Origin of the sequence: Pullulanibacillus camelliae, from assembly GCF_014642655.1 — a bacterium.
GTDB classification, from domain to species: Bacteria; Bacillota; Bacilli; order Bacillales; family Sporolactobacillaceae; genus Pullulanibacillus; species Pullulanibacillus camelliae.
On sequence record NZ_BMIR01000010.1, the window covers coordinates 113682 to 139091 of the forward strand.

Genomic DNA, 25410 nt, shown 5'->3' on the forward strand with positions numbered 1-25410 from the left:
AGGGATATGACAACAACTTTACAAACCATTTATGATAAAAAGTTAGTGGCAGTCATTAGAGGGACCACTGAAGAGACGATTATGCCTATTGTTAAAGCACTAGCAGAAGGCGGCATTTCTATATTGGAAATCACTGCAGAAACGCCTAATGTATTGCCGATTATTGAGAAGGTAGTCAGGTCTTTCGGTGATCAAGTATTGGTGGGGGCAGGAACGGTTCTCGATCCAGAAACGGCGCGGGCGACAATTATGGCTGGAGCCCGGTTTGTTTTTTCACCAACAGTGAACGTGGAGACGATCAAGATGGTTAAACGCTATGGGGCTATCAGTATCCCAGGAGCGATGACACCTACAGAAATTCTAACTGCTTATGAACACGGGGCAGATGTGATCAAGGTATTTCCTGCTAATGTGTTGGGACCCGGCTTTATTAAGGATGTTCATGGTCCGCTGCCGCAAGTTCCGCTCATGCCAACGGGTGGCATCCATCTCGAGAATATTAAGGAATATTTTAATAAAGGTGCGGTGGCAGCAGGACTAGGAGGGGCCTTAGTTCCAAGCCGGCAGCCAGTGGATGAGGCGTCTTTACAGCTTTTAACTAAAAAAGCGGCGCAATTTGTCCAAGCCATCCAATAAAGAGACAGGCACTCAAGGCAAAAGTGTAGCGTCAGCCTGTTCTATAATCGCCCTCTGATTCATATGTTTGAACAAGAAGCACTGAATCAGAAATCCTTCAGTTGATTTCTGAATAACAAAGGGGGATTACCTTGGCTTATCGCTTACTTGCTTTAGACATCGACGGCACCCTTTTGAAAACAAACAATCGTCTCGATCGTGAAACAAAGGAAGCTGTGCAATTTGCTATGGATAAGGGAGCAGCTGTCACGCTTGTTACTGAACGTCACTTTCATTCAGCTGCGAAGGTGGCGAAGGCTTTAAGATTAAAGTATCCAATCATTACTCATAATGGTGCATTCATCTCTTCTTCCATTGATCGTCCCATTTATACGAGTAAGATCAGGCATGACGTTCTCTTACAGCTTGTGGAGTTTTTAGAAACCTATCAATGCAAGGTTCGCTTTTCCAATGAAAAGATGTCTGTGAGCAATCGCTCAAAGCAGGCGAATTTATTGGCAAAGATGACAATCGGTGTGAGTGAACCCCTATTCTATCCGGTCACTTATGTGGATTCCTTAAGCGATTATTTACGGGAAAACGCCGATGATGCGACGGATGTAAAAGTTGAACTTTTAAAAGACAACAAAGAGGAAATGCTTCAGTCTTTACAGGACTTCTTCCCTTCAGTCCAAGTGAAGGAGGAAGGGCCTAAAGCATTCATTCTTACTCGGAGTGGCTCCTCAAAATATAATGGGTTGCAGCACTTGGCACAGCATGTGGGGATTTCCTTATTGGATACTGTTGCTGTCGGCGATTCCTACAACGACCTTGAAATGATTGAAAAGGTCGGTCTAGGTGTAGCGATGAAAAATGCACCCAAAACGGTGCGGGAGCGCGCCAATTGGATCACACGATCAAATGATATGAATGGTGTGGCTTATATGCTAAAAGAAGTCTTTAGAAAACAAATGAAATCGTACGTATAAACCCTTTGAAGAACCCCTTCAAAGGGTTTTTCGATTGTTGAAAGGGGGATCCAAATAGCCGGGCAAGGAAGGTATTTCAAAAAGAATAATCCTTATCGTTGAAATGTGGTTTTTTATATTTTTAAACTCATAAAAAAGTAAGACTTTGGGTACTCATGGGGTGGATAGTGGGGTTTCCCCTCTAGGCAGCTCGCTTTCCGTGGGGAGTGATAAGCCTCCTCGCGCCTTCGCACTGCTAAGTTCTTACCGATCTCCCACTTCCCGCAGGACTCTAGTCTCCGCATCATGAGTCAGCGGCGCCCGCGGAACACACGATTTTAGAGTGTTCCGAATCTCGCGCCTTGCGCTCCCATCCACTTGACCAGGCAATGAAGCCTCTTTCATATTGGATGATGCTCTCTACTAAGGACAAGGACCGGGCATGCTCTTCGCCTGGTTGTTCTTATTTTAATTTTTGGGGTTGCTTTTCACATGCCAGCACAATGCAAGTTGGACGACTTCTGAGTGTACAGACATGTTAGCCTTGCTGTAGGCTATAAAGACGCGGGTGGGGACAAACGCCTGTTTTTACAGGTATCTTATGTCTATTTTACATGCTAGGCCATTATCCAAATGATTGAGAATGCATATACTGTATCGATTTTACAATTGGAGGGAATGGAAATGGTTTTAAATGATGAACGACCAGCGCACTTAGCCTGGCATGAAACATTGGAACTACATGAAATTGTCGCGATGCAAACATCAACATTAATGAAGCTAGAGATGTTTTATCCTGAAATTGAAGATAGTATGCTTCAGCAGCTCTATCGACAAGCCATTGAAGATCATAAAAATAATTTAGTTGAGTTGCTCAGATTTTATCCAAAGGCTCCGCGTCATGAAAAGAAAACAATGGGCATGATGGTAGAGGATAGTTTCTTTGCTGGCGAGCTCCTCTCGTGTGCAAAAAACAGTATTAAAGCCTACGCCGCAGCCATTACTGAAACAGCGACCCCTTCTTTAAGAGAAGCTTTTGTTAAACAGCTTAATCAAGCCATCACCATGCACGCAAAAATCTTTAATTATATGCATCAGCAAGGCTACTATCCCGCCTATGATTTAAATCAGCTATTAGCAAATGATATGAAGAATGCCCAAAAGGCATTGGGGATGGACACATGAAGAACGCCTAATATGAATTTTTTAAATAAGTGATATGTGATCTGCCCAACCCCAAAATACAAAGATTAACCGAGCATTGTTCGCTCTGTTAATCTTTGTTCTACTATCAGAATGTATAACTTTGCTGACGCGCATAAAGGAAGAGCGTATAAGGCGGGCTTTGACTTTCGCCTTCTAAGGCTTGTGGGCACCCTAAGTGTGTGATTGGCAAAAATCACATTAGGAGTACCAGCGAAGGGGTGCAAGCCAAGTTTTCTAAAAAGATCAAAAGGTATAAAATTTCTGATCATGAGGACGGTGCGGATTTCCGCTCCAGGACGCTCGCTTTCCGCGGGAGAGTGGTAAGCCTCCTCGCGCCTTCGCACTGCTAAGGGCTTACCGATCTCCCACTTCCCGCAGGACTCTAGTCTCCGCATCATGAGTCAGCGGCGCCCGCGGAACACATGATTTTAGAGTGTTCCGAATCGCGCGCCTTGCGCTCCCATCCACTTGATCAGGCAATGAAGCCTCCTTCATATTGAATGATGCTCTATACTAAGGACAAGGACCGGGCATGCTCTTCGGCCGGTTTTTCTTAATGCTTTTAACACAAGGGGAATTCATCGGATTTAATCAGCGGTGAAAGTGAACCAGCTTGCCAATTGGTGAGACGACGCGACTAGGAAGATGACTATAATCAAGTGTGTTAATCCTTGCCTCCCCTTGCTCTCTAGCCGCCGAGTCATCTGCTGCCTCGAAGGTTTCTTCCAATAATTTTTGACCATCCTTTTCAAAAACGGTCAGTGTATAGCTTGGCATGATGAGTCCTCCTTTTTATCCTATTAAAAATTTATAACGATTCGCTGACGTCTTAAGGAAGATAGTATAAGTTCAGACTTTGGCTTTCGTCATCCGAGGTTTGGCGCCAGTCACCCTAAGTGTGTGATTGCTTTATAATCACAGCAGGAGTACCAGTGAAACGGTGCAAGTCAAGTTTTTCTAAAATATCCCCTCTTATATCAATAATTCGCAACCTCTATCGATATTCCTTCCGCTTATGCAAGTTGATGATCAATGTGTAAAATGGGGTACAAACATATGTGCCCTAATGGTCGAAGTGTGATAAACTAAAGAAAATATAGGTGAGGTGAGCGCAAGGTGTCAGTAACATTTTTGCATGCGGCAGATCTACATTTGGATCATCCCTTTAAGGGACAATCAGGTCTTCCTGAAACGATTCGGCAACGGTTAAGACAAAGCACGTTCACGGCCCTTGATAGATTAGTGACAGTTGCGATTCAGCATAAGGTTGATTTCATCCTCCTTTCTGGTGACGTGTTTGATGAAGAAAATCGAAGTTTACGGGCCCAAGTACGCCTAAAAGCTGCCTTTCAAAAGCTAAAAGCAGCCGCTATTCATGTGTATATGATTCATGGAAATCATGATGCGTTAGAAGGCGAATGGCACTCTCTTGCATTTCCAGATAATGTTTATATCTTTGGGCCAACCCCTGAAAAAATCTCCCTTCAAAAGGATGGCGAGACCCTAGTTAATTTGTATGGTTTTAGCTATGCCACGCGTCACATTAAGGAAAACCTTGTCACTCAATATAAGAAAATAGATGATGCGGACTATCACATCGGTCTTCTTCATGGTGCTGCTTATGAAGGGGACGGGCCAAATAATTATGCTCCGTTTAAGATATCTGAGCTTCTGCGAATGGACTTTGATTATTGGGCATTGGGGCATATTCATATAAGGCAATGGTTGCATCGAGAGCCGCCGATCGTCTATTCGGGATCTCTTCAAGGTCTGTCTCCTCGTGAGACGGGAGATAAGGGCTTTTACTTTATTACCTTGGAAGGTAAGCGACAAGAAATTGTATTTATCCCTATTGCGGATATACTGTGGGAGCATGTGACTGTTAATATTGAAAAGTTTACCACAATGAACAGGCTCATCAGCGAATTAGATAAAATAAAAGAAGAGCTGCGTCATAAAGATTCAGGTGTTTTACTTCGGATAGAATTGACCGGTCAAGGTGAGCTGAGTGACGTACTGAGGGATCCAGCAACCATGGAAGAGCTTCAAGATGCGTTACAACAAGCGGAGGACGAAAAAGAGGATTTTGTGTGGGTTTACTCCATGCAAAACACGATTCATGTACAAGATTATGCAGGACAATGGCTAGAGGATTCGCACTTTCTTGGTGATTTAATGGGGGTAAAGGACGATGTGTTAAATGGCGATCACTTAGCTGGTCTCTACTCCCACAATACAGCTCGAAGATTTTTATCCCCATTAACTGCAGATGAACAGGCTGAGATCACGGATGCTGCTGAACGTCTTATAAAGCAAGCCTTACATAAAAGTATTTTTATGAAATAAAAGGAGGGTGAGAGTATGAAGCTTCAGTCGATTTATATTGAGCGATTTGGTCAGTTTCGACAGTATCAGCAGGCACTCGCTGATCAACCCTTTTTATTCATCTACGGTCCTAATGAAGCGGGAAAGTCCACGCTGATGGCTTTTATTAAAATAATATTATTTGGTTTTCCTAAGCGCTCTGACATGTTGCCTTACCTTGTCGGTTTATCCGAGCGCACCGAACTGGGGGGGACCTTGACGGTAGAGATCCCAAAGTGGGGAACAGTGGTAATCGAGCGCTATCGTTATAAAAATGATGGGCGAGCGGTCATCTATTTACCAGATGGGCAGGTGACAGATGAAACGCCTCTGGAAACATGGCTGAAGGGGTATAATAGAGATGTCTATGAGTCCATTTTTAGCTTCAACCTTGATGGATTAAGAGGGATTGAACAGTTAAAGTCTGACCAATTGAACCACTATCTATTTAGCACAGGGATGATGGGGAGCGCCAATATTTTTGACCTTGAAACGACATTGGAGAAGCAAGCTTCGGAGCTATTTAGACCATATGGTAAAAATCCCTCCATTAATAAACTTTTAAAAAGACTCGAAGGCTTGAGCAAGGAGTTAACCCTTTGGAGCAAGAAAAGTGAGGCCTACAATCGCTGGCAAGGGGACTTGTCTGATTCTGAGGATCAACTCAAGCGTCTGATCGATGAACAGCAGCATTGGGAACGTCAATACGGTCATTTTTTGAAATATAAGGCTTGTGAGTCCCTGCTGATTGATTATCTAAACGTTGTGAAGGAACTGGAAGAAACAGCCCCAGCTGCTCATTTTCCAGATAAGGGGCTACAAGACTATGAGAATTGGCATACCACCATTGTGACATTAGAGGGTGAACAGGCAGCACTGGCTCATCGCTTGGGAGTGATCCAGGAAAAGATTGCATCGCTAAACATTGATTATAGATTTTTAGTTAATGAAGAGAGCATACAAAGTTTAAATCGTGAGAGGGAACTTTTACAAGCCTTAGAACCGGAATATCAGATCAGATTAGAAAGTCTCCGTTTAGAGCAAAAAGAATATGCCATTCAAAGCCAAAAGCTAGGAGCTACTTACGCAGGAGGCCAGCTGGAAGCTATTGAGACCGGTCTAGAGATCAAACATGAATTGAAAGAAAGACTGAATGACTATGAGCGATTACAGCAACAATATCGGGCATTAGAGGTTGCGATCGAAGAAAAGGAAAATAAAATTTCACAATATCAAGCAACATGTGAACACTACCAACAGTCTCTGCTTTCTGATCAACGCTTCGAAGCGTTAGAAGCAGCCATTAATCAAAAGAAAAATGACCATCAGCTCAGTCAAGAACAGAAGTGGCTTGAAGAGCAGATCAGAAGGACAAAGAAGCAAGAAAACACCATTAGGTCCATGCGGCTTCTTAAACATCTGCTTTCTGGTGGCCTTTTGGGCGTATTGGGTTTTGTAGGGATTCTATTATTAGTGTCGGGGAATCTGCTTGCCGGAGGATTACTTATCGGAGCAGGTTTCGCCATTAGCATGTTCACCTGGCTTGGCTTTCGTCCTTTTGAAGGCCAGTCCACTTCGCAAAGAGCGGAGATGGAAGACCTTTATCGGCGATTGGAGCAAGTCAAACACACTCTAGCTTCGGCTCCGGAACAGAAGCAAATGGAAGAGGACTACACTTCAGAAAAAAAACGTCGCGATCAGGTGGAGCGCGTGAAGGTCCAATTACAGGAAGAAAGAGCATCATACCAAGAATTAATAACGCGCTGGGATCAAGTTGAAAAACAGAGGCATCAGGCTTATTCTAAGATCGAGGAGTGGGCAGCACAGCATCATTTCCCAATGAAAGAAGAGGCTTCACTGTTAATAGAAGTCTATGACCTGATTGAAGATCTTAAAGAAAGGCGCTTGCGCATCAAGCATTTGCAGAGTCAAATCGATCAATATCGTCAGCGCTTCGACCAATTTGAAGGGCACTGTATGACATTGGATCAGAGACTTAAAGGCTCTGGACAGCCTTTATCCGAACTTATAAACCTGTTAACTTTATATAAAGAGAACCGTGGGAAGCTTGATCAACTGGCGGATAGCTTACAAGAGCTTTTGGAACAACGACAAGTCATTGAGGAAAAGCTCCAGCGCTATCGTCAAGAATGCAAGGCTTTGTTTATACTAGCCGGTGTGGAAGACAAAGCAGCCTTTCAACATTTGGGGCGACTTTATGAAAAACGCCAAACGCTTTTAAAGCAGAAGGAGGCTTTATGGTCTCAGCTACAGCATGTTGTGCCGCAAAAGCATATACAGGAGCAATGCTTTAAATGGTTAGAAAGCGACTACTGGGCAAATACAGAGGAAGCGATCCTGCTAGAAAAAATAAATAAATTAAAAAAGGCCAGCCGCGAGGTTCAGGGACGCATTGCTGACTTACGCTCGGCAATCAAGCAAATGGAAGAGACTACAACCTATGCAGAGCTTGTCCATGATGAAGCTGAAATGCGTGAACAGCTTAAAGAGAAGGCTAAGGAATGGGCTGTGCTCAAGACTGCGGCTGAATGGTTAGCAAAGGCCAAAGAGGCTTACCGTACGACCCGGCTGCCAAAAGTGTTGAAACAGGCAGGCGAATATATGAAGGAAATGACGGCTGGCGATTATGTGCAGCTCTTTTATACGGAAGATGAAACCTTTGTCTTAAAACAGGCGAAAGGACAGAGCTTTTCCCTAGAGCAGCTTAGCCGCGGGACTAAGGAACAATTGTACGTCTGCTTACGGCTGGCATTGGCTGCGATTTTTGAGGCGCCTTATCAGCTGCCATTATTGATAGATGATGGATTTGTCAATTTTGACGAGAACAGGAGGCAGCAAACCTTAAAGCTATTGAGTAGACTGGCAGAAACGCGACAGGTGTTATTCCTCACCTGTCACGATAGTGAGCCAATTCAAGGAATGAAGAAGTTATATTTGCATGCGGAAAGGAAGGTAGAGGATGTCAGATTTCAGCTTTCACATCCATCTCGTTGAAGATGAAGAAAGACTCGCATCCATTTTAAAGCTTTACCTTGAAAAAGAAGGGTGGACGGTAACGCTTTTTCATAATGCAGAAGATGCGTTGGATTATCTCCATGTTGGTGTCCATTTATGGATTATTGATATTATGCTTCCAGGTATTTCTGGATTTGATTTAATACAAAAAGTAAAGGAAAACAACTCAGAGCAGCCAGTCATCTTTATTTCGGCACGTGATCGCGATCTAGATAAAATTCAAGGTCTTGAAATGGGCAGTGATGATTATTTGGCTAAGCCCTTCTTGCCAAAGGAGCTGGTCATTCGTGCAAAGAAGCTGTTGCATAGAATCTATGGACAAGGGCTCAAATCGCACTATATTGAAGTATCAGATTACAAATTTGATGTCAATCGCCGCAAGGTTCTCGATAAGGAAATGCAGGAAATTGAACTGACGATGAAGGAATTTGACGTAGTGTTATTTTTATTGGAAAACATCAATGTTGCTAAGACAAGAGATGAGATCCTCATTGCTGTTTGGGGCGATGGATATGTCGGTTCAACGCGTGCTGTCGACGATGTGGTGCGCAGAGTAAGAAAGAAGCTTCCGCGTTTAACCCTCGAGACCTTGTACGGTGCTGGCTATAGGATTGTGACTTAGACATGATTAAGTGGACGCTGACAAAACGGATTTGGCTCTCATTTATCACACTTATCCTTATCATTGGATTAATTGTTGGGATCATCTATCCTTTTTCTCTCGAGCAGGCATTAAAGGAGGATTCGTTTCAACTCATCAAAAGGGAGCAAAGTCGTTACATCATTCCTTATATAGAGAATTATTCAAATGATGATACGAATAATGGGTTGATCCAAAATCAACACAGTTCACGAGATGTTGGCCATTTAATTGTGAGGTCAGACATCTTACCTACTTTAATTGGCAATCCGATTCCGGTCTCAACGCTAAATAAATTGATCAAGCAAGCTGAACAGCAAAAGTCGGAAGTGGGCGAATATCAGCTCGATTATAAAAAAACGACGCTCTTTTATATTGTCCACAAGGTTCAAAACGGCTATGTTATTTCCTTTATGCGTGATACGTATACTAAGGAGATGGCTAAGAAGCTTTGGATGAAGCTGTTCTACGTCTTTTTATTTGCTGTTTTGATTGCACTCATACTCACGGCATGGCTCACTCGTTATTTAAAGAGTCCGTTGGTGGCCTTAGGAAATCAAATTGAGGAAATTGCCAAATTGAACTGGAAAAAGCCCTTTGAATGGAAAAGTGGCGATGAATTTCAAAAGCTTTCTGATCAATTTGAGCATATGAGGCGGAATCTTGTTCGCTATGACAGTTCACAAAAGCATTTCTTACAACGTGCTTCCCACGAAATGAAGACGCCCATTATGATTATTCAGAGCTATGCCCAATCTGTAAAGGATGGCATGTATCCAAAGGATCAATTAGCAAGTACAATGGATGTAATCATGGATGAAGCAGCGCTCATGGAAAAGCGGGTGCAGAAGCTTCTTTATTATACGAAAGTGGATTCGTTACGTGATGAGTCCCCAGAGATCCAATCTGTCCGCTTTGGTGATCTGGCTGAAACCATCATCTCGCGTTTTTCAGCAACCATCCCTTCAATTCAAATGATTGTGGAGGGGGCAGATACGCACATCTCGGTTGATGAGGAACAATGGCTCATCGTGATGGAAAATTTAGTGGAAAATGCGTTGCGGTATGCCAAGCATGAGGTGAAATTACAGGCAGTGACTCGAAAGGATGAACAAGAGATTCATGTACAAAATGATGGAGAGACGATTCCTGAAGAGGATATGAAAGATTTATTTGAGCCCTTTAAAAAAGGAACGAAGGGGCAATTTGGCTTAGGACTTGCCATTGTTAAAAGAATTGTCGATCGTCATGACGGTCAGATTACGGTGAGCAACACATCTGAGGGCGTTGACTTTATCATCACTATTCCAAGCTAGTTAATGAATGGAATATTAGTAAACAGCTTGTTTCATACGTGCTCTTTTTGATAAGGTTAGTGTTAGAGGGATAAGTTTAAATAGAGGTGGGGGAGGAAAAGTGATGAAGGGTATTGCCCAATGCGCTGAAGGAGATCCAATCAACCATTATTTAATGATTAAATCGGTAACCCGTTCTGTAGCCAGTAACAATAAACCCTTTTTAACCATTATGTTACAGGATGTGACCGGAGAAATCGAGGCAAAGTTATGGGATGCGACATCAGAAGATGAACAGGTTTTTCTTGCTGAGACCATTGTTAAAGTAGAGGGCGAGATCACAACGTTTCGCAATAAAAAACAGCTAAAGATTCGCTCCATTCGCCCCATAACCGATGCTGATCCTGTAAAAAAGTCAGACCTTATACCAACGGCTCCATTAGCGGTGCAAGATATGATGGAGCATATTAATCAATGTATCTTTGAAATTCAAAATCCGAAGCTTCAAAGAATCACGCGAGCATTGGTAAAAAAGCATCAGGAAGCTTTTTTTGAATATCCAGCAGCTGTTCGAAATCACCATGAGTATCTTTCCGGGCTGGCTTTTCATGTTGTGTCAATGTTAAAGCTTGCTCAGGCGCTTGCAGAGCTGTACCCAGAGCTTGATTTAGACCTGCTTTATTCAGGCATTATATTGCACGATATGGGGAAGGTCATCGAGCTTTCAGGACCGACAGCGACCAGTTATACTCTGGAAGGAAAGCTACTCGGCCATATTTCTATTATGTCTAATGAAATCGCTGAGACGGCAAGAGAATTAGAAATCGATGGAGAAGAAGTAGTCGTGCTGCAGCATCTTATTTTAAGCCATCACTCTAAGGGAGAGTGGGGGAGCCCTAAACCCCCATTGCTTCGTGAAGCAGAGGTTCTACACATGATTGATAACTTCGATGCGAAGCTGAATATGATGAATCGTGCTCTTGAAAATACGAAGCCCGGAGATTTCACAGAAAAGCTATTTGCGATGGATCAACGCGCTTTTTACAAACCGCTGTTTGAAAGAAAAGTAAGCCCAATCTCCTCTGATGTATAAATAGAGTCAGATTAACTTGGATACCTGTACTAATTCGCCTCCTTGCTGCATACGGTGTTAAAAAGGGCTTGTATGAAGCAGGAGGCGTTAGTATGAAAAAATCAAGGTGGACATTCATTGTTGTCGGTCTGCTGGTGGCATTTTATATCCTTCAGCAGTTCAATGCGCTTAATGGTGTTGTCAGTCTTTTAAATAAAATGCCGCTGTGGACGATGATCGTCTTTCTAGGGATTATAGTGAGCGCTTGGCAGTATTTTAGAAGTGCGCGGCAGGAAGAGGATGAGGACAGCCATTGGATAGAAGAACAAGGCAAGGTCTACATTCATCGCATGGAAGAAGAAAAGAAGCGCCGTGAGAAGCGACAAGCGAATGAAGAGGTCCATTCATAAAAACTCAGAAGGCCACTGTCCTCTGAGTTTTTTTATAACGACAGCATTATAACTTTGCGGGAGACCTTATAAGTTCAGGGCTTGGCTTTCGTCACCTGAGGCTTGCCGTCAACCTAAATGTGTGATTTGCAAAATCACATCAGGAGTACCCATGGGGTGCAACCTAAATGTGTGATTTGCAAAATCACATCAGGAGTACCCATAGGGTGCAACCTAAATGTGTGATTTGCAAAAGCACACAGCGAAGCCGTGCAAGCCAAGTTTTCTAATGATCGATCAGAGGGTTATAAGTTATCTGTGCTAAATTATCTTTTAAACGAGGGACGCACATCGACTTCATATTCAGAAGAAGGCAATCGTGGATTTTAGTAGCTAGGAGTAATTGCTATAAGGTAAAGAGAGTCGAGCATAAAAAAGCCGTCTCAATCAGCGCTTACGACTGATGAGGCGGCTTGTTCTCTATTATTTGCTTGAATCGCTCGTATCTGATGAGCCTGAGTCGCTGGAACTGCTGCTATCAGATGAAGAGGAATCACTGCTTGAAGGTGCTCCTGTATTGCTTGTGTTTTGGATATCAAATAAGCCTTTATATTGATCGCCCTTGAGGTTGACTTTAATGTCATTTTTCTTGAGCAGCTTATTCATAACCGTTTGTGAATCTTTAGCTTTAGATTGAAGATAGGCTTGTTTTACAGCGGATTTGACGTCAGAAAGCTTGTCCTTTTTACCGGTTAACTTAATGACATGCCAGCCAGCATCTGTCTTAACAGGTTTGCTGATATCTCCGACTTTCATAGAGAAGGCTGTGTTCTCAAATTCTTTGTACATGACACCTTTACCAAACCAACCAAGATCGCCGCCTTTTGATTTGCTTCCGGTATCTGTGGAATACTTTTTAGCAAGTGTTGCAAAGTCACCGCCATTTTTGATTTCACTTTCAACCTTATTTGCTGTCTTCTCATCTTTTACAAGAATATGGCTCGCTTTAACTTGAACAAATTGGTCTTTGTTTTTATCAAAGTAATTTTGTAAGTCTTTATCTGTGACTTTAATGCCATCTGTTTCTGCTTTAAAGAGAAGCGCTTGGAGCTTAGCATTGTCCTTGAAGCTGTCGCGGAATTGCTCCATTGTTTCGCCTTGCTGAGCAAGCACAGCTTTTAGCTGGTCATCACTTGAGATGCCGTATTGTTGCTCAACCTGTTGGATTTGTTGATCGATTTGATCATTGATTTCTTTTTTAGTGACAGAATACTTATCACTTAATACTTTCTCATAGACCATTTGTTGAAGAACAGAAGGTCCTGCTGCATCCTGAAGCTTTTTGTAAAAATCATCTTGTTTAATGTCTCCGGCTTTTGTTTCAACAACACTATTGCCACAAGCAGAAAGTGTAAGTATGCCGATAATGACGACAAAGATTGTCATCCATTTTTTCATAAATGTGCCACTCCTATTAGATAAAGTTTCAAAGTTTGAATTAACATTTTCTAATATAGCATATAATGCTACCTAAAATTAAGCTTATCCGCAAAAATGTAAAAAATCACATCATTTTTAAGCGTATGAGGACTTGCGGAATTACATAAAATCCTTGATATTATAGTACATACAAAGCAGAAGCAAAATGGCCGAAACATTGACATAGCTATAGATTACCTTTTGCTGCTGCTCAGGAATTTTATTTTTTGTACAAAGTCGGTTGACTAAATAATTATATGTGTACAAAATAAATAGGGCAAAAAGTAAATAAAGAATAAAGACCATCAAAATTGACCTCCCGAACAAAAGAGCATAATCATAGGTTATCAAAAGTTCACTAAAAATGGTAGCCTAAACTTCGGTGCTTGTCTGCCGCCCTGTTGCTTTTGGTGGTTGGAAGATTATGACGGCAGGAGACGAATACTTTCATAAATGCTCTTTTGAAAAGAGCAGCAAGTTTTTCAAACAAGAAAAGGTGATGGTTTTAATGAACAAATGGAAAAAGAGCTTTATGTGGTTGGCTGGGTTTAACGCGCTGATTATCGTGCTTGTCATTATTTTATTCATATGGCTGGCAGCGATGCCTCATTCTACGCTTCCCTCACAGGAGCAGAAATTGACAACCACGGAGCCTATATTTACAGTGAGTAGTCATAAACAACAGCTTGCTCAAATGATCAATGAAGAGATTGGAAAGCATCCAACGGGGAATCTGACCTTTCATGTGGAGATGACGGATACGTTAAATCTAGTGGGGAATCTAAAAATATTGGGGCTAGAAATTCCTTTTGAATTGATTTTCTCTCCTCACGTTCACAATGGAGATATACTTCTTACTGAGAAATCAGCAAAAATAGGAGTGTTTAGCTTACCAGAATCGCAGGTCCTTAAATTTATAAAAGCGGGTGGCAGCCTGCCCGATTGGGTGAACATCGAGCCAAGTGATAAGCAGATTAATGTTCAACTGAGCCAATATAAAATAAAGGGAAGCTACATACTCAAAGCAAAGAAAATGGATCTCGCAAAGGATCAGCTTTCATTTAATCTGTATCATGTCTCAGAGAATGCCAAAAAACAACAGGGCGCTTTTTAATGAAGCGCCTCGTTGTTTAAGGTGTCCTTAACTAAGATTTTACAGCCATAAGGATCGTCTTCTATATAGGTATGTGCGGGTGCAGTGATTAAATGGACAAGATAAAAGATGTCAAAAACACTTAGGCCAAAATGGACGGCACCAACCAAAGCCCATTCACTTGCCTGATTGGGGAACAGGACCGTTAAAACGATCATCGCCACAGTGAGCGTGACTACTGGACAGCCCAACGAGAGAATAGCAGTGGATTTGGGAATAAGCCCTTTTATGTTGCAATATAACATTGGAAGATGGTTGATTTTCTTTATCGCTAACTCAGCCTTTTGACCTGTTATCCAAATCGGTACACCATGCAAAAGTTTATGGACGGGTACGATTAAGAGGAGACAAATGATCAGGATGAGTCCATCGGTCCAGGGCTTTTCAGTACTTGTCTGGTGATAATGGAAGCACAAATTAAATACAATAAAAAAGCTTACCATGCCAAGCAATGAAAAGATCGCTAGCTTAATCGTTCCAATATCCTTGGAAACATTAAAGCATTTCCAGCAATTCATGGTCATACCTCATTTCTACTTCTGTCCTACATAAATTTGATAATATCAATGGTTGCATAGACGATAAGTTAAAAAATCCACTCAACTAATTTACTTCGATTGTGAGGAAAAATCAACCCCAAATTTATACTATTTTTTTCACAGAAAAACGTTAAGAGCGCTGGCTATTTTTTTAACGATACAGGAGGAGAGCAAAACACTTAAGATTCCTTCAAACGTTAAGCAAATGGGATGGTGTTAGATTAGAAAAATCATGCTTTAGGACTAAGTCTTAAAGCATGATTACCTAGTCAAAATAAAAAGATCGCCTTAGAATGTCTAAGCGATCTTTTATGTAGTAAATGAATAGAGCTCAAAAAAGGGCGGGTTATTTGATTTCTATTTTCTTTATGTCTTTTGAAATTTTGTTGATATTGGGTTGGATGTCTTGTTGCCATGCATCCACAAGGGATTTGACTTCAATCATCGTATTTTTGACTGTGGGTAGACTTTTTGAAACGATGTCCGACACATTATTTTTTAGAGAGAGGGCTGCTGATTTGACGTCGCCCAATGATGTATTGGCGTCATTGATCGTCTCTTTTAAATCACGCCGTAAGTCTTTTCCTGACTTCGGTGCATTGAGTAATACCGTGGCTCCAGCAACAACGCTTCCAACCGCAAATCCAACGATGTATGATTTCATTTTACTCATGCTTCACACCTCTTTTTTTCTTTTTGACTATGTCATTATTATAAAACAAATGGCATAGCTTATCATTATAGGGGGCGTGCCCATGTTTATCCTCATTGCGCTCTTCATCATTATTGGCCTAGCCATGATTGGCTATACAGCCATGGGATATAATCAACAACGGGGTTACTCATTCAAAAATGCCGCATTACGCCGGAAACAAACGATTCAATTGCTCATCGGTATTGGCGGAGCCTTTTGTTTAGTGATCGCTTGGATATTGGCGAAAATATAAGAAACGCGGCAAATGGCCGCGCAGTATGCTGTCTTAAAGCTGCTCGGCGATGCTGCTTGCGATCTCGGACAGCTCTTCCATCGTATAATCCTTTTCATGGGAATGCCAAACGGCGCCATAGCCGTCGCCTTTACCATAGCGTGGAATGATATGGACATGATAATGGAACACCGTTTGCATTGCCGCTTCACCATTATTGTTTAAAAGATTTAGACCGACGGGATTAAAGGTATCGCGGACGGCACGAGCGATGGTAGGAACGACAGAGAAAAGCTTTGCGGCTGTCTCTTCTTTTAATTCAAAGATATTAGGTTGATGGTCTTTGGGAATGACAAGGGTGTGTCCTTTGGTCACTTGTCCAATATCAAGAAAAGCGTACACATCTTCGTTTTCGAAGACTTTGGCAGAAGGGATCTCTCCCTTTATAATTTTACAAAACACGCAATTTTCATCATGTGCCATTTTTGCATTCATCCTTTCGATTGGCATGGTTTTTCATAAAATGATTATTAAGCCCTTTTTAAATCGCAGAAGAGAGACAAGCCTTCCTCAGGTTTTAAAAGGCTTTAGAAGCTCGCCAGTAGTGGGGGAGCTTTCTTTATACTATCAGAATGGCTAACTTGTCCGCTATACGCTTAAAGAAGAGAGGAGCGGCTTTGACCTTGGCCATTAAGATTATGGCGACACCTTAAGCATGTGATTGTTTTATAATCACAACAGGAGTGCCAGCGAAAGGGTACAAGCCAAGTTTTCTTTCTTTATTTTATCATAAAATTCACTTTGCAACAGAAATGAAGGGGGAAACATTGCTCATCCCGCCATAATTTGAGAAAATAGAGAGAATCGTACGGACGGAGGGAATAAATGATGGTGGAGATTTTAAAGGTTGAGCAATTAAGCGGAGGCTATTCACATAATAAGCCGATTATTCATGATTTATCCTTTCAAGTTGGCGCTGGTGAGCTTGTCGGTTTAGTGGGCTTAAATGGCGCAGGAAAAAGTACAACCATTAAACATATTCTTGGTCTAATGGAGCCCTTTAAGGGAACCATACAGGTCGATGGACACGCCATTAAGGAAAGTGTGACTGACTATCGCTCGCATTTAGCCTATATTCCAGAAACGCCTAATTTATATGAGCAGCTGACATTGAGAGAGCATCTCGAAGCAGCAGCAATGGCTTATGGTTTGGATCAAACCACCTATGAAGAACGTATGCCACAGTTATTATCTCTTTTTCGCATGGAAAATCGTCTGGAGTGGTTTCCGGGACATTTCTCAAAGGGTATGAAGCAAAAAGTGATGATCATGTGTGCCTTTCTAGTTGAGCCAGATCTTTATGTCGTTGATGAACCGTTCGTTGGTTTGGATCCCATTGGTATTCAGGCATTTTTGGACCTCATGGTGGACATGAAGGTGAAGGGTGCAGGCATTTTGATGTCTACACACATCTTATCAACGGCTGAACAATATTGTGATCGATTTATTCTTTTACACGAAGGTCGAATAGCTATGCAAGGGACAATGGACGAGCTGCGAGAAAGCGTGGGCGATCCTAAAGTGTCTTTACATGATATTTACGTTTCGGTTGCGAAGGGTGAAGAACCATGGAAAAAGTAGAGACGCTTTGGTCACGGCGGCTAAGTGAACATTGGCAGATGACGTCACGCTATCTCAAGCTGCTGTCGAACAGCGGTTTTATGTTTACGCTATACATATTGATTATTGGGGGCGGCTATTTCTACCAGCAATGGGTAAAGGGATTACCGACGACCTTTCCTACAGAGTGGATTTTACTTATTCTCTTTAGCTTCTTCATCATCAGAAGTCCAATTCGTACCTTGTTGCGTTCTGCGGATCTTGTATTTCTATTACCTTTAGAGGACAAGCTGGCTGGTTATTTTAAAAAAGCGATGGTGTATAGCTTCATTCTACAAAGCATTCCGCTCATCTTTGTTTGGGCAATTGCCCTTCCGCTTTACCTTCACACGGTGGATACGCGGTTTTCAGCCTATGGAGCAACACTTGTTGTCCTGATTATTATTAAGGGTTGGAATATCTTATGTGCCTGGCAGGAAAATTACTTATTGGAAGCGAACGGATATAAATGGGCAAGAGGCGTGGTGTCTTTACTATTTATCGGACTGTTGCTTTTTGAAGCCCCATGGTATGCTCTTGCCTTACTTGTCGTTATTACTGTCGGACTAACGCTCTTTAGCTTTCATCCACTCAGTCAATCCCATTTGCTAAAGTGGGAGGTCTTATTGGAAATAGAAGAACGACAAGCGGCGAATTTTGATCGCTTCGCTAATTTGATTACCGATGTGCCTCATATGAAGAACCGAATAAAGCCAAGGCGCTATCTGAATAGTGTGACTGAAATATTTTCATTTGGCTCGAACTCTGTATTTAAAAGATTTTTTAGTAAAACGTTTTTGCGTTCAGGAGAATATTTCGGTATTTATATACGCTTGATTATTGTGGGGGCCATCGTGATTTGGATGGTTTCTGGAGAGTTATCCTCTGTGATAATAGCGGTAATTACCGTCTATTTAACGGCCATGCAGCTCTTACCCATGTGGAGCAGTGGGCAAGTGGAGGAGGGACCTGCTCTCTTATATCCAATACCTGAACAGGTGCGCCAAAAAAACTTTTTGACGATCTTTATGTTTCTTCTCACACTAGAAGCGTTATTACTCGCGATCATTAGTTGCCTTGTTGGAATCCCTATTCTCTTTGCCTTCCTCATTCTAGCTGTAGGTATTGTTTTCTCATTCTTATTTACCTATGGCTATGCGAGCCGAAAATTGCATAAAGAGGCAGACTAAAACGAGGGGCACTGTGCGTTAATGAAAAATAAAAAACGTGCTCTTTTTGGATTACTAAAAAACATAAAAGAGGAAAAGTGACATAATGTGGCTTTTTCCTCTTTTATATTTCGAATTAAAAAAGAAGCCGTCTACAAGCCCATTTTCAGGACTTTGCGACGGCTTCTTTTGATTTCATGCATTGATATTATGATAAACGAGGATCTTTTAGCATTCTTTCAGTAATTTCTTTATGCTTTGTTTCATCTGCAATCATATCTTCAAGCTGGACGACAAGGTCAATCAACCCCAGTTCATCAGCTTGTTGACGTCTGATTTTATAACGTTCAATCGTTGCGCTTTCCGACTTGAAAATTTCTTGCAGCATTTCTCTGGCATCAGTCGTAAAGACCACTTCAGCAGGACGCGTTGTCGGTTCGCCGCCAAGAGTCGCTATTTTTTCAGAAAGGTATGAAGCATGGCCTTGTTCATCAGGGATTTCTTCTTCAAAAAATGGCTTGAGCATTTGATAATTCATTCCTGTAACTGTAGCGGCATACGTGGTGTACTGGATGATTGCGCCGTATTCATTGGCTAGGTCTTCATTTAATCCATCAATAAGGGTCTTCATTTTATCGTCCATTTACACATTTCATCCTTTCTCAACACTATTTTTCATTTATTGTATCATGTTACCCCCTTTTTTTATAGATCAAACATTTGGAGGAAAGCAAAAGGATGAAGTATTGATGAGCAATTGGTGGTGCTAGGGCTATCAGATTAAAAACATTGCAACGATGGTTGTCACAATTAAACCAATGACGACGGGAAGAAGATTTCGGCGCGCCAGTTCAAAGGCATCGACATTGCAAATGGCTGCTACAGGGATGAGCGCCCAAGGAACCAAAGCGCCACCGCCAACCCAAATGGCTGCAATTTGACCCAAAGCAGTGAGTGTGGCAATGCCACTACCAATGGCCGCAGCAAATAAATGAGCGATGGAGCCCGCTAAGGAAATCCCCGAAAAGCCTGAACCATCTAATCCCGTAATTGCACCGACAACGGTTAATGTGGAAGCCGCTACCTCTTTATTTAGTGGCATGGAGTGTGCTAAAGCATTGCCCAAGTCATTGACAATGCCGGCTGAATGGGCAGGGAGGACCTTGCCAAATACAGAGGTAAAGCCTGCATCTCCCATATAGAAAAAGGCAGCAATGGGAATGACCGGTCCGAATACTTTAAACCCAAATTGAAATCCTTCAATCAAATAACTCGTGATTTTTTCCAAACCTTTTTGTTTATGGGCGGCAAGTGAAATAGCCATGAGGATAAAGATGACTGTTCCTCCGACAAGTGCAGTCGCATCTCCACCTTGAAGATGGAAAACGATCATGCCAACTACATCGAGTATTAATAGGATGGGGATGAGCACAGCAAATACCATTTTCGATTGCTCAGACATGTTGAACCGCTCTTTTTCAGCTTCCGTTTGTAACGAGTGATCCAATTCATTCTCTGTCACCCTTAATTTTCCTTTTCTAATATCGCGGAATAGTAGAAAAAAGGCAGTGAATACCGTAACGACACCCATCACAATGACGAGGGGGATGCTGGCTGACAGGACATCACCAACGGGAATACCTGCTGCATCAGCTGTCAGCTTTGGAGCACCTTGAATGACATAATCACCGGATAAGGCGATGCCGTGTCCAAATAAGTTCATAGCTATCGCCACGCCTAGGGCGGGAAGTCCGACCCTCAAAGCAACGGGAAGTAACACAACACCGAGTAGGGCGACAGCAGGTGAAGGCCAAAAGAACCAGGAGACGATCATCATCACAAGGCCAATCACCCAAAATGCAAGACTGGGCGTCCGTATAAGCTTTGTAAAAGGTCGGATCATGACGTCGTTAATGCCTGTTTTGGTTAGGACATGACTCATTGCGACAATGACGGAAATGACAAGAATTGTACCTAAGAGCTGGGTGATGGCATATACAAGACTATTAAAAACTCCTCCAATGGCTGTAATAAAGGAAGAGGTGGCAACCCATCCCATGATGAAAATGCCCACTAAGCAGATGAGTGTGATATCACGTTTAATGACCATTGCTCCAATAATCAACACAATAAAAACGAGATAGATCCAATGGATAAGTGTCAAATCCACTTCCATGTGCCAAAAGCGCCCCCGTTTCTTTTTAGTATGTCAATAGACTATGCGGACGATTGCCTATTGGTGAGTGAGCTGAAATCAGTCTGGAGACGGAGGCTGTTCCCATCTTTAGTGCATTCAAAAAAGGCTTAAAAGACTATATAGTATAAGAAAGGAACAAAGAATCACCTAAAAGATAGTGTAAGATAGTATTTGAGTGAGGGATCATTTATGAAAAAACGACGTTCGCTAACGTTTTCGATACCTAATTTAGTCATTGCCCTGCTGTGTATTTATTTTGGTGGATGGTTACTCCTTAATACTTTAGGGTTAATGAATACAACATTGCAGACAAGCACCTTACATTATGTTCCCTACGGATTAGTCGTGCTGGGGGCGCTATTACTCATCGCTCCGTTCGTCAATACAAAAAGCCAGCTGGGAAGCAATTGGTTATTTGGATTGATTTCGCTTAGCTATGGCGGTGCATTGTTAACAGATGCACATCACCTGATCAGCTTTGGGTGGTTAGATATTTGGAAGCTTTGGCCAGTCCTAATTGTCTATTGTGGCTGTATGCTCCTTTTTGGTGGGAGGCATCAAAAAAAAGCGACGAAAAACCATGCTTATTCTAACGATCATCCCGATGAAGCATTTGATGCCAAAGTCTTTGCTCAAAACTTGAAGCATGATATAGAGCAACAGATTAAGAAAGACATGCGCCACACAGAAGAAGGATTACGTCAAAAAAAGGATGTCCTAAAACAAGAGGCGCATCAATGGCAACCAAATTCTAAAGGGCAAAGGCAACATGAACAGGAAAGAAGACAAGCTCAACGTGAAAATAAGCTGGCGCGCTTTGCAGAACCTAATGAACAGAAAACAGATGATGATTCAGGCCATAACAAAGAATGAGGGGACAACCTATGAAAAACATCTCATTTTCTAACTTTTTTATTGCGGCCATTTTCATCTTTAGCGGTGGCTGGCTGTTATTTTGGAGCCTTGGGCTAGTCCATATCGATTTTGGCACCTTATTCGGTGGGGGTATTGCGGCCATTATTTTTATCTATGGCTTATGGAGTATCTTTGGGCCACTTATGAGAAGAAGAAATCCCCAATGGTTTTTGGGGCTTCTAAGCAGTGCTTATGGGGGGTTATTGTTAGCAGATGATTTTGGCTTGCTTCACTTTCAATGGACAGACATTTGGAAGCTTTGGCCGATTGTCTTAATTTACATTGGCATTGAAATGATTGGACCGTTTAGAGTTCGTCGAAAAGCTGATAAGGAAAAGTTAAGTGAAAAGAAGGCGCATGATCAGTGGGCTCATAAAGGGGCGTCTGTCTTTAACATTGTGCGAGAAAGCAGCTTTACTGAACCGAATTGGTCCGTTGAACCAATGACACTTCGGAGCTTTGTCGGCGACCTTGAATTTGATTTTACGAAGGCCTTTATTCCTGATCGGGAGACAGATATTTATCTCTCAGGCTTTGTGGGCGATATTGACGTCATTATCCCTGAAGATGTTGCCTTTATGATACGTGGGGAAGCCAATATTGTTGATTTAACTATTGGTGACTATGAGCAAAATGGTGTGGGTAGGCGTGAGCTCTTTTTTAAGACACCGGATTTTGATGCCGCTACTCGTCGCATTGTTTTGGATATTTCATATAAAATACTCGACCTCAACGTCGATAGAGTGTAGGAGGCAAGATTAGAGATGATGCGATCCTTTACTTTTTTAAAGCATTATGCACTGTTTGCCTCATTATCTGGCGTTATTTTATTTGCGATTTTAGAAGCACAGGGTGTCAAGTTAAGCATTGCCTTCCTGTCAATGGGGCTAACTGTCATGCTCATTTTTTTCCTCGGCGTCTATCTCGGCTTTAGAGCACAGCAGCAAACTAAGCATCATCTTAATGCAGCGTTATCGTTCATCAGGGTGCTCGCAAACGGTAAACTCTCTGATCGCATGGTGGTGTCAGAGGGAGAATTTTCATCTATAGAGCGAGCCCTTAATCAGCTAGCTGATCGTTATGAAGAGCAGGTGCAAAATCTTCAACGCCTGGCAGATGAGCGGGCCTCCTTAGCAGAAAAGGCCAAGAGCGCCGCTACTATAGAGGAGCGCCAGCGGCTTGCCCGGGATCTTCATGATGCCGTCAGCCAGCAATTATTTGCTTTGAATATGCTGGCTTCAGCTGCGAAGAAAGCGGTGACGAACAAACCTGAAATCGCCAAACGACAAATTGAAGAAATTGCTGATATAGCGCTCAAGGCTCAAGGAGAGATGAGGGCCTTGCTTCTCCACCTTCGTCCTGTGCATTTATCCGAGGATTCTTTACAAGAAGGCATGGAAAAATTAATTCATGAGCTTGCTCAAAAAACAAATATTACCTTTGATACGGCTATAGAAGCGATTGAGGGCTTAACCAAAGGGGTTGAGGATCACTTATTCCGTCTGCTTCAAGAAGGGTTATCGAACGCCTTGCGTCACTCTCAGGCCTCGGTCATCAAGCTACAATTGACGCAAACCAGCCAATATGTTGTTTTGAAGATTCATGATAATGGCAAAGGCTTTGATATTACCGAAGACAAGAAAACCTCTTATGGATTACGCACTATGCGCGAACGCTGTGAAGAGCTTGGTGGACAATTTACACTGACCTCTCAGATCAACGAAGGCACGTTTATAGATATACGCATTCCATTAAAACGTTAAAGGGGAATTAAGATGAGTGAGCCGATAAAAGTTTTAATCATTGATGATCATGATATGGTGCGAAGAGGGCTACATGCTTATTTAGATGTAGAAGAAGGCATTGAGGTTGTTGGTGAAGTTGCTGATGGAGCAGAGGCGGCTGCGGCTGCTAAACGTCTTGAGCCTGATGTGATATTAATGGATTTAATGATGGAAAAAATGGGTGGCATTGAGGCCACGCGGGCGGTAATTGAAGGGAGTCCGAACGTTAAAGTCATTGTCCTTACGAGCTTCTATGATGATGAAAAAATATTTCCAGCCTTAGAAGCAGGGGCAACAAGTTACTTACTCAAAACGGCTTCAGCTGAAGAGATTGTTGAGGCTGTCCGTAAAGCTTATCGTGGGGATTCTGTTATTGATGCAAAAGTAGCCGGGAAGATGATCAATCGCCTCCATCATAAAACGGCGAAACATGAAGAATTAACAAGCCGTGAACGGGAAGTCTTAGTCCTCATTGGGAAAGGAAAAACCAATGCAGAAATCGCTGAGGAACTTTTTATTGGGATCAAAACAGTCAAAACGCATGTCAGTAATATTCTGAGCAAGCTTGATGTCTCTGACCGCACGCAAGCCGCCATCTATGCTCATCAACATCATCTTGTTTAGTTCTTGATAAGGAGGAGTGGGAGATGAACCTTTCTAAACTCATTGTAGCACTTGCGAATAGCTTAATAGGTATGTTTCGAATCGTCGATATCCATCAACAAAAGCACTTGTCTGTGGAGCACATTAAAAATATTGATCTTCTGGCAACCTCAACAAGCATACAGGTATGTCCTTCTGATGATGAGCTGTTGCTCGTTGAACTCAGCGGCAAGGTAACAAAAAATGTAAAAAACAGCTGGGAGATCAGCGACCAGGTAAGTAGGAAACACCAAACCATTCACATCACTGCTCGTTACGTAAGAGACGGTGGATTCCATATTTTTAGTTTTTCTAATGTAAAAATGATTGTGCATGTTCCTAGGCGTTATTATGATTCGATAAAGGTGAAAACGACATCAGGGTCCATCAAGCTCGATCATGTCTCTAGCCAATCGCTCTTTCTTAAATCAAGCTCAGGGAGCATTCAATCAAGTGAAAGTACAGCTGCAAAGCTTTATCGGATGGAGACGTCTAGTGGAAGCATCAAGGCTCTCAGGAATGACGCAGAAACTATGGAATTAAGTACAAATAGCGGCAGCATCAAGGCGGATTTACAAAGTGCAGATCGGATGCTATTAAAGACCGCGTCAGGAAGTATCAAGGCAAGGCAGCTGGATGGAGAGGTAGAAGCGCGCACCTCCTCAGGCTCCATAAAAGGGGAAGACATCACAATGACAGGGGATTGGCAGTTAAAAAGCTCGAGTGGTAGTGTCTCATTACAGGTGAACATGCCCGCTTCTCTTGCCCTGCATTATCGAGGAAACTCAGGCTCCGGAAAAGTCAATATAAACGGGATGACTTTTACACAACAAGATGCCCATCATATCATAGGGCAGGTTGGTACAGGGGACTTTCGCTTAAATGTTCAAACAAGCTCAGGAAGCTTCATGCTTTATCAGTAATAATCAGGGGATCACATGAGCGATCTCCTGATTTTTTTTTATACTATCAGAATGTAAAACTTCGCTGCCGCTCTCAAAGGAAGAGAGCATGAGCCGGGCTTTAATATTCGCCACCTAAGGCTTGGTATCCCTTTAAAGTGTGAGTGCGAAAGCACGACATCAGGCGGTGCTCAGCGAGCGGTGTGTATAAGCGAAGGCTTTTAAGAAATAAGGAAGTCTAACATTTTGGCTGCAATTCAACTTTGCTGGGCTTTGCTTATCAATTAAGACAAAAGGATCGTGTAAACTGAAATTAGCAGGAGTGATGAGTTAATCCGATTATAAAGCGCAGTGTATAAGGAAAAATAACAATCTTTTTTACGTTCTATATGGAAATCAGTGCAATATAATTCTTATTCTTACTTAATACATGTTATAATGTAGGTGAGATCTTTTTAGA

26 protein-coding genes are annotated in these 25410 nt (G+C 42.2%); 18 read left to right on the forward strand and 8 right to left on the reverse strand.

Annotation, left to right across the window (positions count from 1 at the left end; translation table 11 throughout):
* Positions 1-6: 6 nt before the first annotated feature.
* From IEW82_RS11650 to IEW82_RS11660, 3 genes are all read left to right on the forward strand, one after another.
* Positions 7-636, forward strand: a complete 630-nt coding sequence (locus tag IEW82_RS11650; protein WP_188694116.1) for a bifunctional 4-hydroxy-2-oxoglutarate aldolase/2-dehydro-3-deoxy-phosphogluconate aldolase — start codon at positions 7-9, stop codon at positions 634-636.
* 131 nt (positions 637-767) lie between these two features.
* Entirely contained in the window at positions 768-1604 is an 837-nt protein-coding gene (locus IEW82_RS11655; protein WP_188694118.1) for a Cof-type HAD-IIB family hydrolase, read from the forward strand.
* A gap of 663 nt (positions 1605-2267) precedes the next feature.
* Entirely contained in the window at positions 2268-2768 is a 501-nt protein-coding gene (locus IEW82_RS11660) for a spore coat protein (protein WP_229672557.1), read from the forward strand.
* Positions 2769-3380: 612 nt separating this feature from the next.
* Here the strand turns inward: IEW82_RS11660 and IEW82_RS11665 are convergent.
* Complete coding sequence (locus tag IEW82_RS11665; RefSeq protein WP_188694120.1) at positions 3381-3566, reverse strand: YhzD family protein; 186 nt, start codon at positions 3564-3566, stop codon at positions 3381-3383.
* A 339-nt stretch (positions 3567-3905) separates the two neighbouring features.
* On the opposite strand from IEW82_RS11665, the gene IEW82_RS11670 reads away from it, so the two are divergent.
* From IEW82_RS11670 to IEW82_RS11695, 6 genes are all read left to right on the forward strand, one after another.
* Complete coding sequence (locus tag IEW82_RS11670) at positions 3906-5135, forward strand: DNA repair exonuclease (RefSeq protein WP_188694122.1); 1230 nt, start codon at positions 3906-3908, stop codon at positions 5133-5135.
* Between the two features lie 15 nt (positions 5136-5150).
* A complete protein-coding gene (locus tag IEW82_RS11675; RefSeq protein ID WP_188694124.1) occupies positions 5151-8168 on the forward strand; it encodes an AAA family ATPase in 3018 nt (1005 codons plus the stop codon).
* Complete coding sequence (locus tag IEW82_RS11680) at positions 8134-8811, forward strand: response regulator transcription factor (protein WP_188694126.1); 678 nt, start codon at positions 8134-8136, stop codon at positions 8809-8811. The genes IEW82_RS11675 and IEW82_RS11680 overlap by 35 nt, the downstream gene beginning before the upstream one ends.
* Positions 8812-8813: 2 nt before the next feature.
* Positions 8814-10145 (forward strand): sensor histidine kinase, encoded by a 1332-nt coding sequence (locus tag IEW82_RS11685; protein ID WP_188694129.1) that lies wholly within the window; start codon positions 8814-8816, stop codon positions 10143-10145.
* Positions 10146-10245: 100 nt separating this feature from the next.
* Positions 10246-11217 (forward strand): 3'-5' exoribonuclease YhaM, encoded by a 972-nt coding sequence (gene yhaM, locus IEW82_RS11690; RefSeq protein WP_373285717.1) that lies wholly within the window; start codon positions 10246-10248, stop codon positions 11215-11217.
* Positions 11218-11309: 92 nt separating this feature from the next.
* Positions 11310-11606: a sporulation YhaL family protein gene (locus IEW82_RS11695; RefSeq protein ID WP_188694135.1), complete on the forward strand. Its 297-nt coding sequence runs from the start codon at positions 11310-11312 to the stop codon at positions 11604-11606.
* Between the two features lie 462 nt (positions 11607-12068).
* On the opposite strand, the gene IEW82_RS11700 is transcribed toward IEW82_RS11695, so the two are convergent.
* Positions 12069-13043 carry a peptidylprolyl isomerase gene (locus IEW82_RS11700; RefSeq protein WP_188694138.1) on the reverse strand — a complete coding sequence of 325 codons (975 nt, stop codon included), beginning with the start codon at positions 13041-13043 and terminating at the stop codon, positions 12069-12071.
* A 141-nt stretch (positions 13044-13184) separates the two neighbouring features.
* On the reverse strand, positions 13185-13370 hold the full coding sequence (locus tag IEW82_RS11705) for a hypothetical protein (protein ID WP_188694141.1): 186 nt from the start codon (positions 13368-13370) through the stop codon (positions 13185-13187).
* 202 nt (positions 13371-13572) lie between these two features.
* On the opposite strand from IEW82_RS11705, the gene IEW82_RS11710 reads away from it, so the two are divergent.
* Positions 13573-14178, forward strand: coding sequence for a YpmS family protein (locus IEW82_RS11710; RefSeq protein ID WP_188694144.1), 606 nt, complete (start codon positions 13573-13575; stop codon positions 14176-14178).
* On the opposite strand, the gene IEW82_RS11715 is transcribed toward IEW82_RS11710, so the two are convergent.
* Entirely contained in the window at positions 14175-14735 is a 561-nt protein-coding gene (locus tag IEW82_RS11715) for a DUF3267 domain-containing protein (RefSeq protein WP_188694147.1), read from the reverse strand. The two genes, IEW82_RS11710 and IEW82_RS11715, sit on opposite strands and share 4 nt — an antisense overlap.
* Before the next feature lie 367 nt (positions 14736-15102).
* Positions 15103-15429 (reverse strand): YtxH domain-containing protein, encoded by a 327-nt coding sequence (locus tag IEW82_RS11720; protein WP_188694149.1) that lies wholly within the window; start codon positions 15427-15429, stop codon positions 15103-15105.
* 82 nt (positions 15430-15511) lie between these two features.
* Here IEW82_RS11720 and IEW82_RS11725 point away from each other — a divergent pair, with 82 nt between their 5' ends.
* The gene (locus IEW82_RS11725) at positions 15512-15703 is read left to right on the forward strand and encodes a hypothetical protein (RefSeq protein WP_188694152.1); all 192 of its coding nucleotides are present in this window, start codon (positions 15512-15514) and stop codon (positions 15701-15703) included.
* Between the two features lie 33 nt (positions 15704-15736).
* On the opposite strand, the gene IEW82_RS11730 is transcribed toward IEW82_RS11725, so the two are convergent.
* Positions 15737-16165, reverse strand: a complete 429-nt coding sequence (locus IEW82_RS11730; RefSeq protein ID WP_188694155.1) for an HIT family protein — start codon at positions 16163-16165, stop codon at positions 15737-15739.
* 405 nt (positions 16166-16570) lie between these two features.
* Between IEW82_RS11730 and IEW82_RS11735 the strand changes: the two genes are divergently transcribed.
* Together IEW82_RS11735 and IEW82_RS11740 are read left to right on the forward strand one after the other, a co-directional pair.
* Positions 16571-17323, forward strand: coding sequence for an ABC transporter ATP-binding protein (locus IEW82_RS11735; protein ID WP_188694273.1), 753 nt, complete (start codon positions 16571-16573; stop codon positions 17321-17323).
* Entirely contained in the window at positions 17311-18531 is a 1221-nt protein-coding gene (locus IEW82_RS11740; RefSeq protein WP_188694158.1) for an ABC transporter permease, read from the forward strand. The genes IEW82_RS11735 and IEW82_RS11740 overlap by 13 nt, the downstream gene beginning before the upstream one ends.
* A gap of 187 nt (positions 18532-18718) precedes the next feature.
* Here the strand turns inward: IEW82_RS11740 and IEW82_RS11745 are convergent, their stop codons facing one another.
* Both IEW82_RS11745 and IEW82_RS11750 read right to left on the reverse strand, forming a co-directional pair.
* Positions 18719-19153, reverse strand: coding sequence for a ferritin-like domain-containing protein (locus IEW82_RS11745; protein WP_188694160.1), 435 nt, complete (start codon positions 19151-19153; stop codon positions 18719-18721).
* A gap of 132 nt (positions 19154-19285) precedes the next feature.
* Positions 19286-20686 (reverse strand): hypothetical protein, encoded by a 1401-nt coding sequence (locus IEW82_RS11750; RefSeq protein WP_188694163.1) that lies wholly within the window; start codon positions 20684-20686, stop codon positions 19286-19288.
* A gap of 210 nt (positions 20687-20896) precedes the next feature.
* On the opposite strand from IEW82_RS11750, the gene IEW82_RS11755 reads away from it, so the two are divergent.
* Genes IEW82_RS11755 through IEW82_RS11775 form a run of 5 tightly spaced genes read left to right on the forward strand, consistent with a single transcriptional unit; the run spans position 20897 to position 24971 of the window.
* Complete coding sequence (locus tag IEW82_RS11755) at positions 20897-21580, forward strand: LiaF transmembrane domain-containing protein (RefSeq protein WP_188694166.1); 684 nt, start codon at positions 20897-20899, stop codon at positions 21578-21580.
* Positions 21581-21591: 11 nt separating this feature from the next.
* A complete protein-coding gene (gene liaF / locus IEW82_RS11760; protein WP_188694171.1) occupies positions 21592-22371 on the forward strand; it encodes a cell wall-active antibiotics response protein LiaF in 780 nt (259 codons plus the stop codon).
* A gap of 15 nt (positions 22372-22386) precedes the next feature.
* Positions 22387-23385, forward strand: coding sequence for a sensor histidine kinase (locus IEW82_RS11765; protein WP_188694174.1), 999 nt, complete (start codon positions 22387-22389; stop codon positions 23383-23385).
* 12 nt (positions 23386-23397) lie between these two features.
* Positions 23398-24030 (forward strand): response regulator, encoded by a 633-nt coding sequence (locus tag IEW82_RS11770; protein WP_188694178.1) that lies wholly within the window; start codon positions 23398-23400, stop codon positions 24028-24030.
* A gap of 23 nt (positions 24031-24053) precedes the next feature.
* A complete protein-coding gene (locus IEW82_RS11775) occupies positions 24054-24971 on the forward strand; it encodes a DUF4097 family beta strand repeat-containing protein (protein ID WP_188694181.1) in 918 nt (305 codons plus the stop codon).
* The last annotated feature ends 439 nt before the right edge of the window (positions 24972-25410 follow it).

Excerpts from the sequence above, each read along its gene's own strand:
- IEW82_RS11650 (WP_188694116.1), top strand. The coding sequence starts at position 7 with ATGACAACAACTTTACAAACCATTTATGATAAAAAGTTAGTGGCAGTC.
- IEW82_RS11660 (WP_229672557.1), top strand. The coding sequence starts at position 2,268 with ATGGTTTTAAATGATGAACGACCAGCGCACTTAGCCTGGCATGAAACA.
- IEW82_RS11665 (WP_188694120.1), bottom strand. The coding sequence starts at position 3,566 with ATGCCAAGCTATACACTGACCGTTTTTGAAAAGGATGGTCAAAAATTA.
- IEW82_RS11675 (WP_188694124.1), top strand. The coding sequence starts at position 5,151 with ATGAAGCTTCAGTCGATTTATATTGAGCGATTTGGTCAGTTTCGACAG.
- IEW82_RS11680 (WP_188694126.1), top strand. The coding sequence starts at position 8,134 with ATGTCAGATTTCAGCTTTCACATCCATCTCGTTGAAGATGAAGAAAGA.
- IEW82_RS11685 (WP_188694129.1), top strand. The coding sequence starts at position 8,814 with ATGATTAAGTGGACGCTGACAAAACGGATTTGGCTCTCATTTATCACA.
- IEW82_RS11695 (WP_188694135.1), top strand. The coding sequence starts at position 11,310 with ATGAAAAAATCAAGGTGGACATTCATTGTTGTCGGTCTGCTGGTGGCA.
- IEW82_RS11700 (WP_188694138.1), bottom strand. The coding sequence starts at position 13,043 with ATGAAAAAATGGATGACAATCTTTGTCGTCATTATCGGCATACTTACA.
- IEW82_RS11705 (WP_188694141.1), bottom strand. The coding sequence starts at position 13,370 with ATGGTCTTTATTCTTTATTTACTTTTTGCCCTATTTATTTTGTACACA.
- IEW82_RS11710 (WP_188694144.1), top strand. The coding sequence starts at position 13,573 with ATGAACAAATGGAAAAAGAGCTTTATGTGGTTGGCTGGGTTTAACGCG.
- IEW82_RS11715 (WP_188694147.1), bottom strand. The coding sequence starts at position 14,735 with ATGAATTGCTGGAAATGCTTTAATGTTTCCAAGGATATTGGAACGATT.
- IEW82_RS11720 (WP_188694149.1), bottom strand. The coding sequence starts at position 15,429 with ATGAGTAAAATGAAATCATACATCGTTGGATTTGCGGTTGGAAGCGTT.
- IEW82_RS11725 (WP_188694152.1), top strand. The coding sequence starts at position 15,512 with ATGTTTATCCTCATTGCGCTCTTCATCATTATTGGCCTAGCCATGATT.
- IEW82_RS11730 (WP_188694155.1), bottom strand. The coding sequence starts at position 16,165 with ATGGCACATGATGAAAATTGCGTGTTTTGTAAAATTATAAAGGGAGAG.
- IEW82_RS11735 (WP_188694273.1), top strand. The coding sequence starts at position 16,571 with ATGGTGGAGATTTTAAAGGTTGAGCAATTAAGCGGAGGCTATTCACAT.
- IEW82_RS11740 (WP_188694158.1), top strand. The coding sequence starts at position 17,311 with ATGGAAAAAGTAGAGACGCTTTGGTCACGGCGGCTAAGTGAACATTGG.
- IEW82_RS11745 (WP_188694160.1), bottom strand. The coding sequence starts at position 19,153 with ATGGACGATAAAATGAAGACCCTTATTGATGGATTAAATGAAGACCTA.
- IEW82_RS11750 (WP_188694163.1), bottom strand. The coding sequence starts at position 20,686 with ATGGAAGTGGATTTGACACTTATCCATTGGATCTATCTCGTTTTTATT.
- IEW82_RS11755 (WP_188694166.1), top strand. The coding sequence starts at position 20,897 with ATGAAAAAACGACGTTCGCTAACGTTTTCGATACCTAATTTAGTCATT.
- liaF (WP_188694171.1), top strand. The coding sequence starts at position 21,592 with ATGAAAAACATCTCATTTTCTAACTTTTTTATTGCGGCCATTTTCATC.
- IEW82_RS11765 (WP_188694174.1), top strand. The coding sequence starts at position 22,387 with ATGATGCGATCCTTTACTTTTTTAAAGCATTATGCACTGTTTGCCTCA.
- IEW82_RS11770 (WP_188694178.1), top strand. The coding sequence starts at position 23,398 with ATGAGTGAGCCGATAAAAGTTTTAATCATTGATGATCATGATATGGTG.
- IEW82_RS11775 (WP_188694181.1), top strand. The coding sequence starts at position 24,054 with ATGAACCTTTCTAAACTCATTGTAGCACTTGCGAATAGCTTAATAGGT.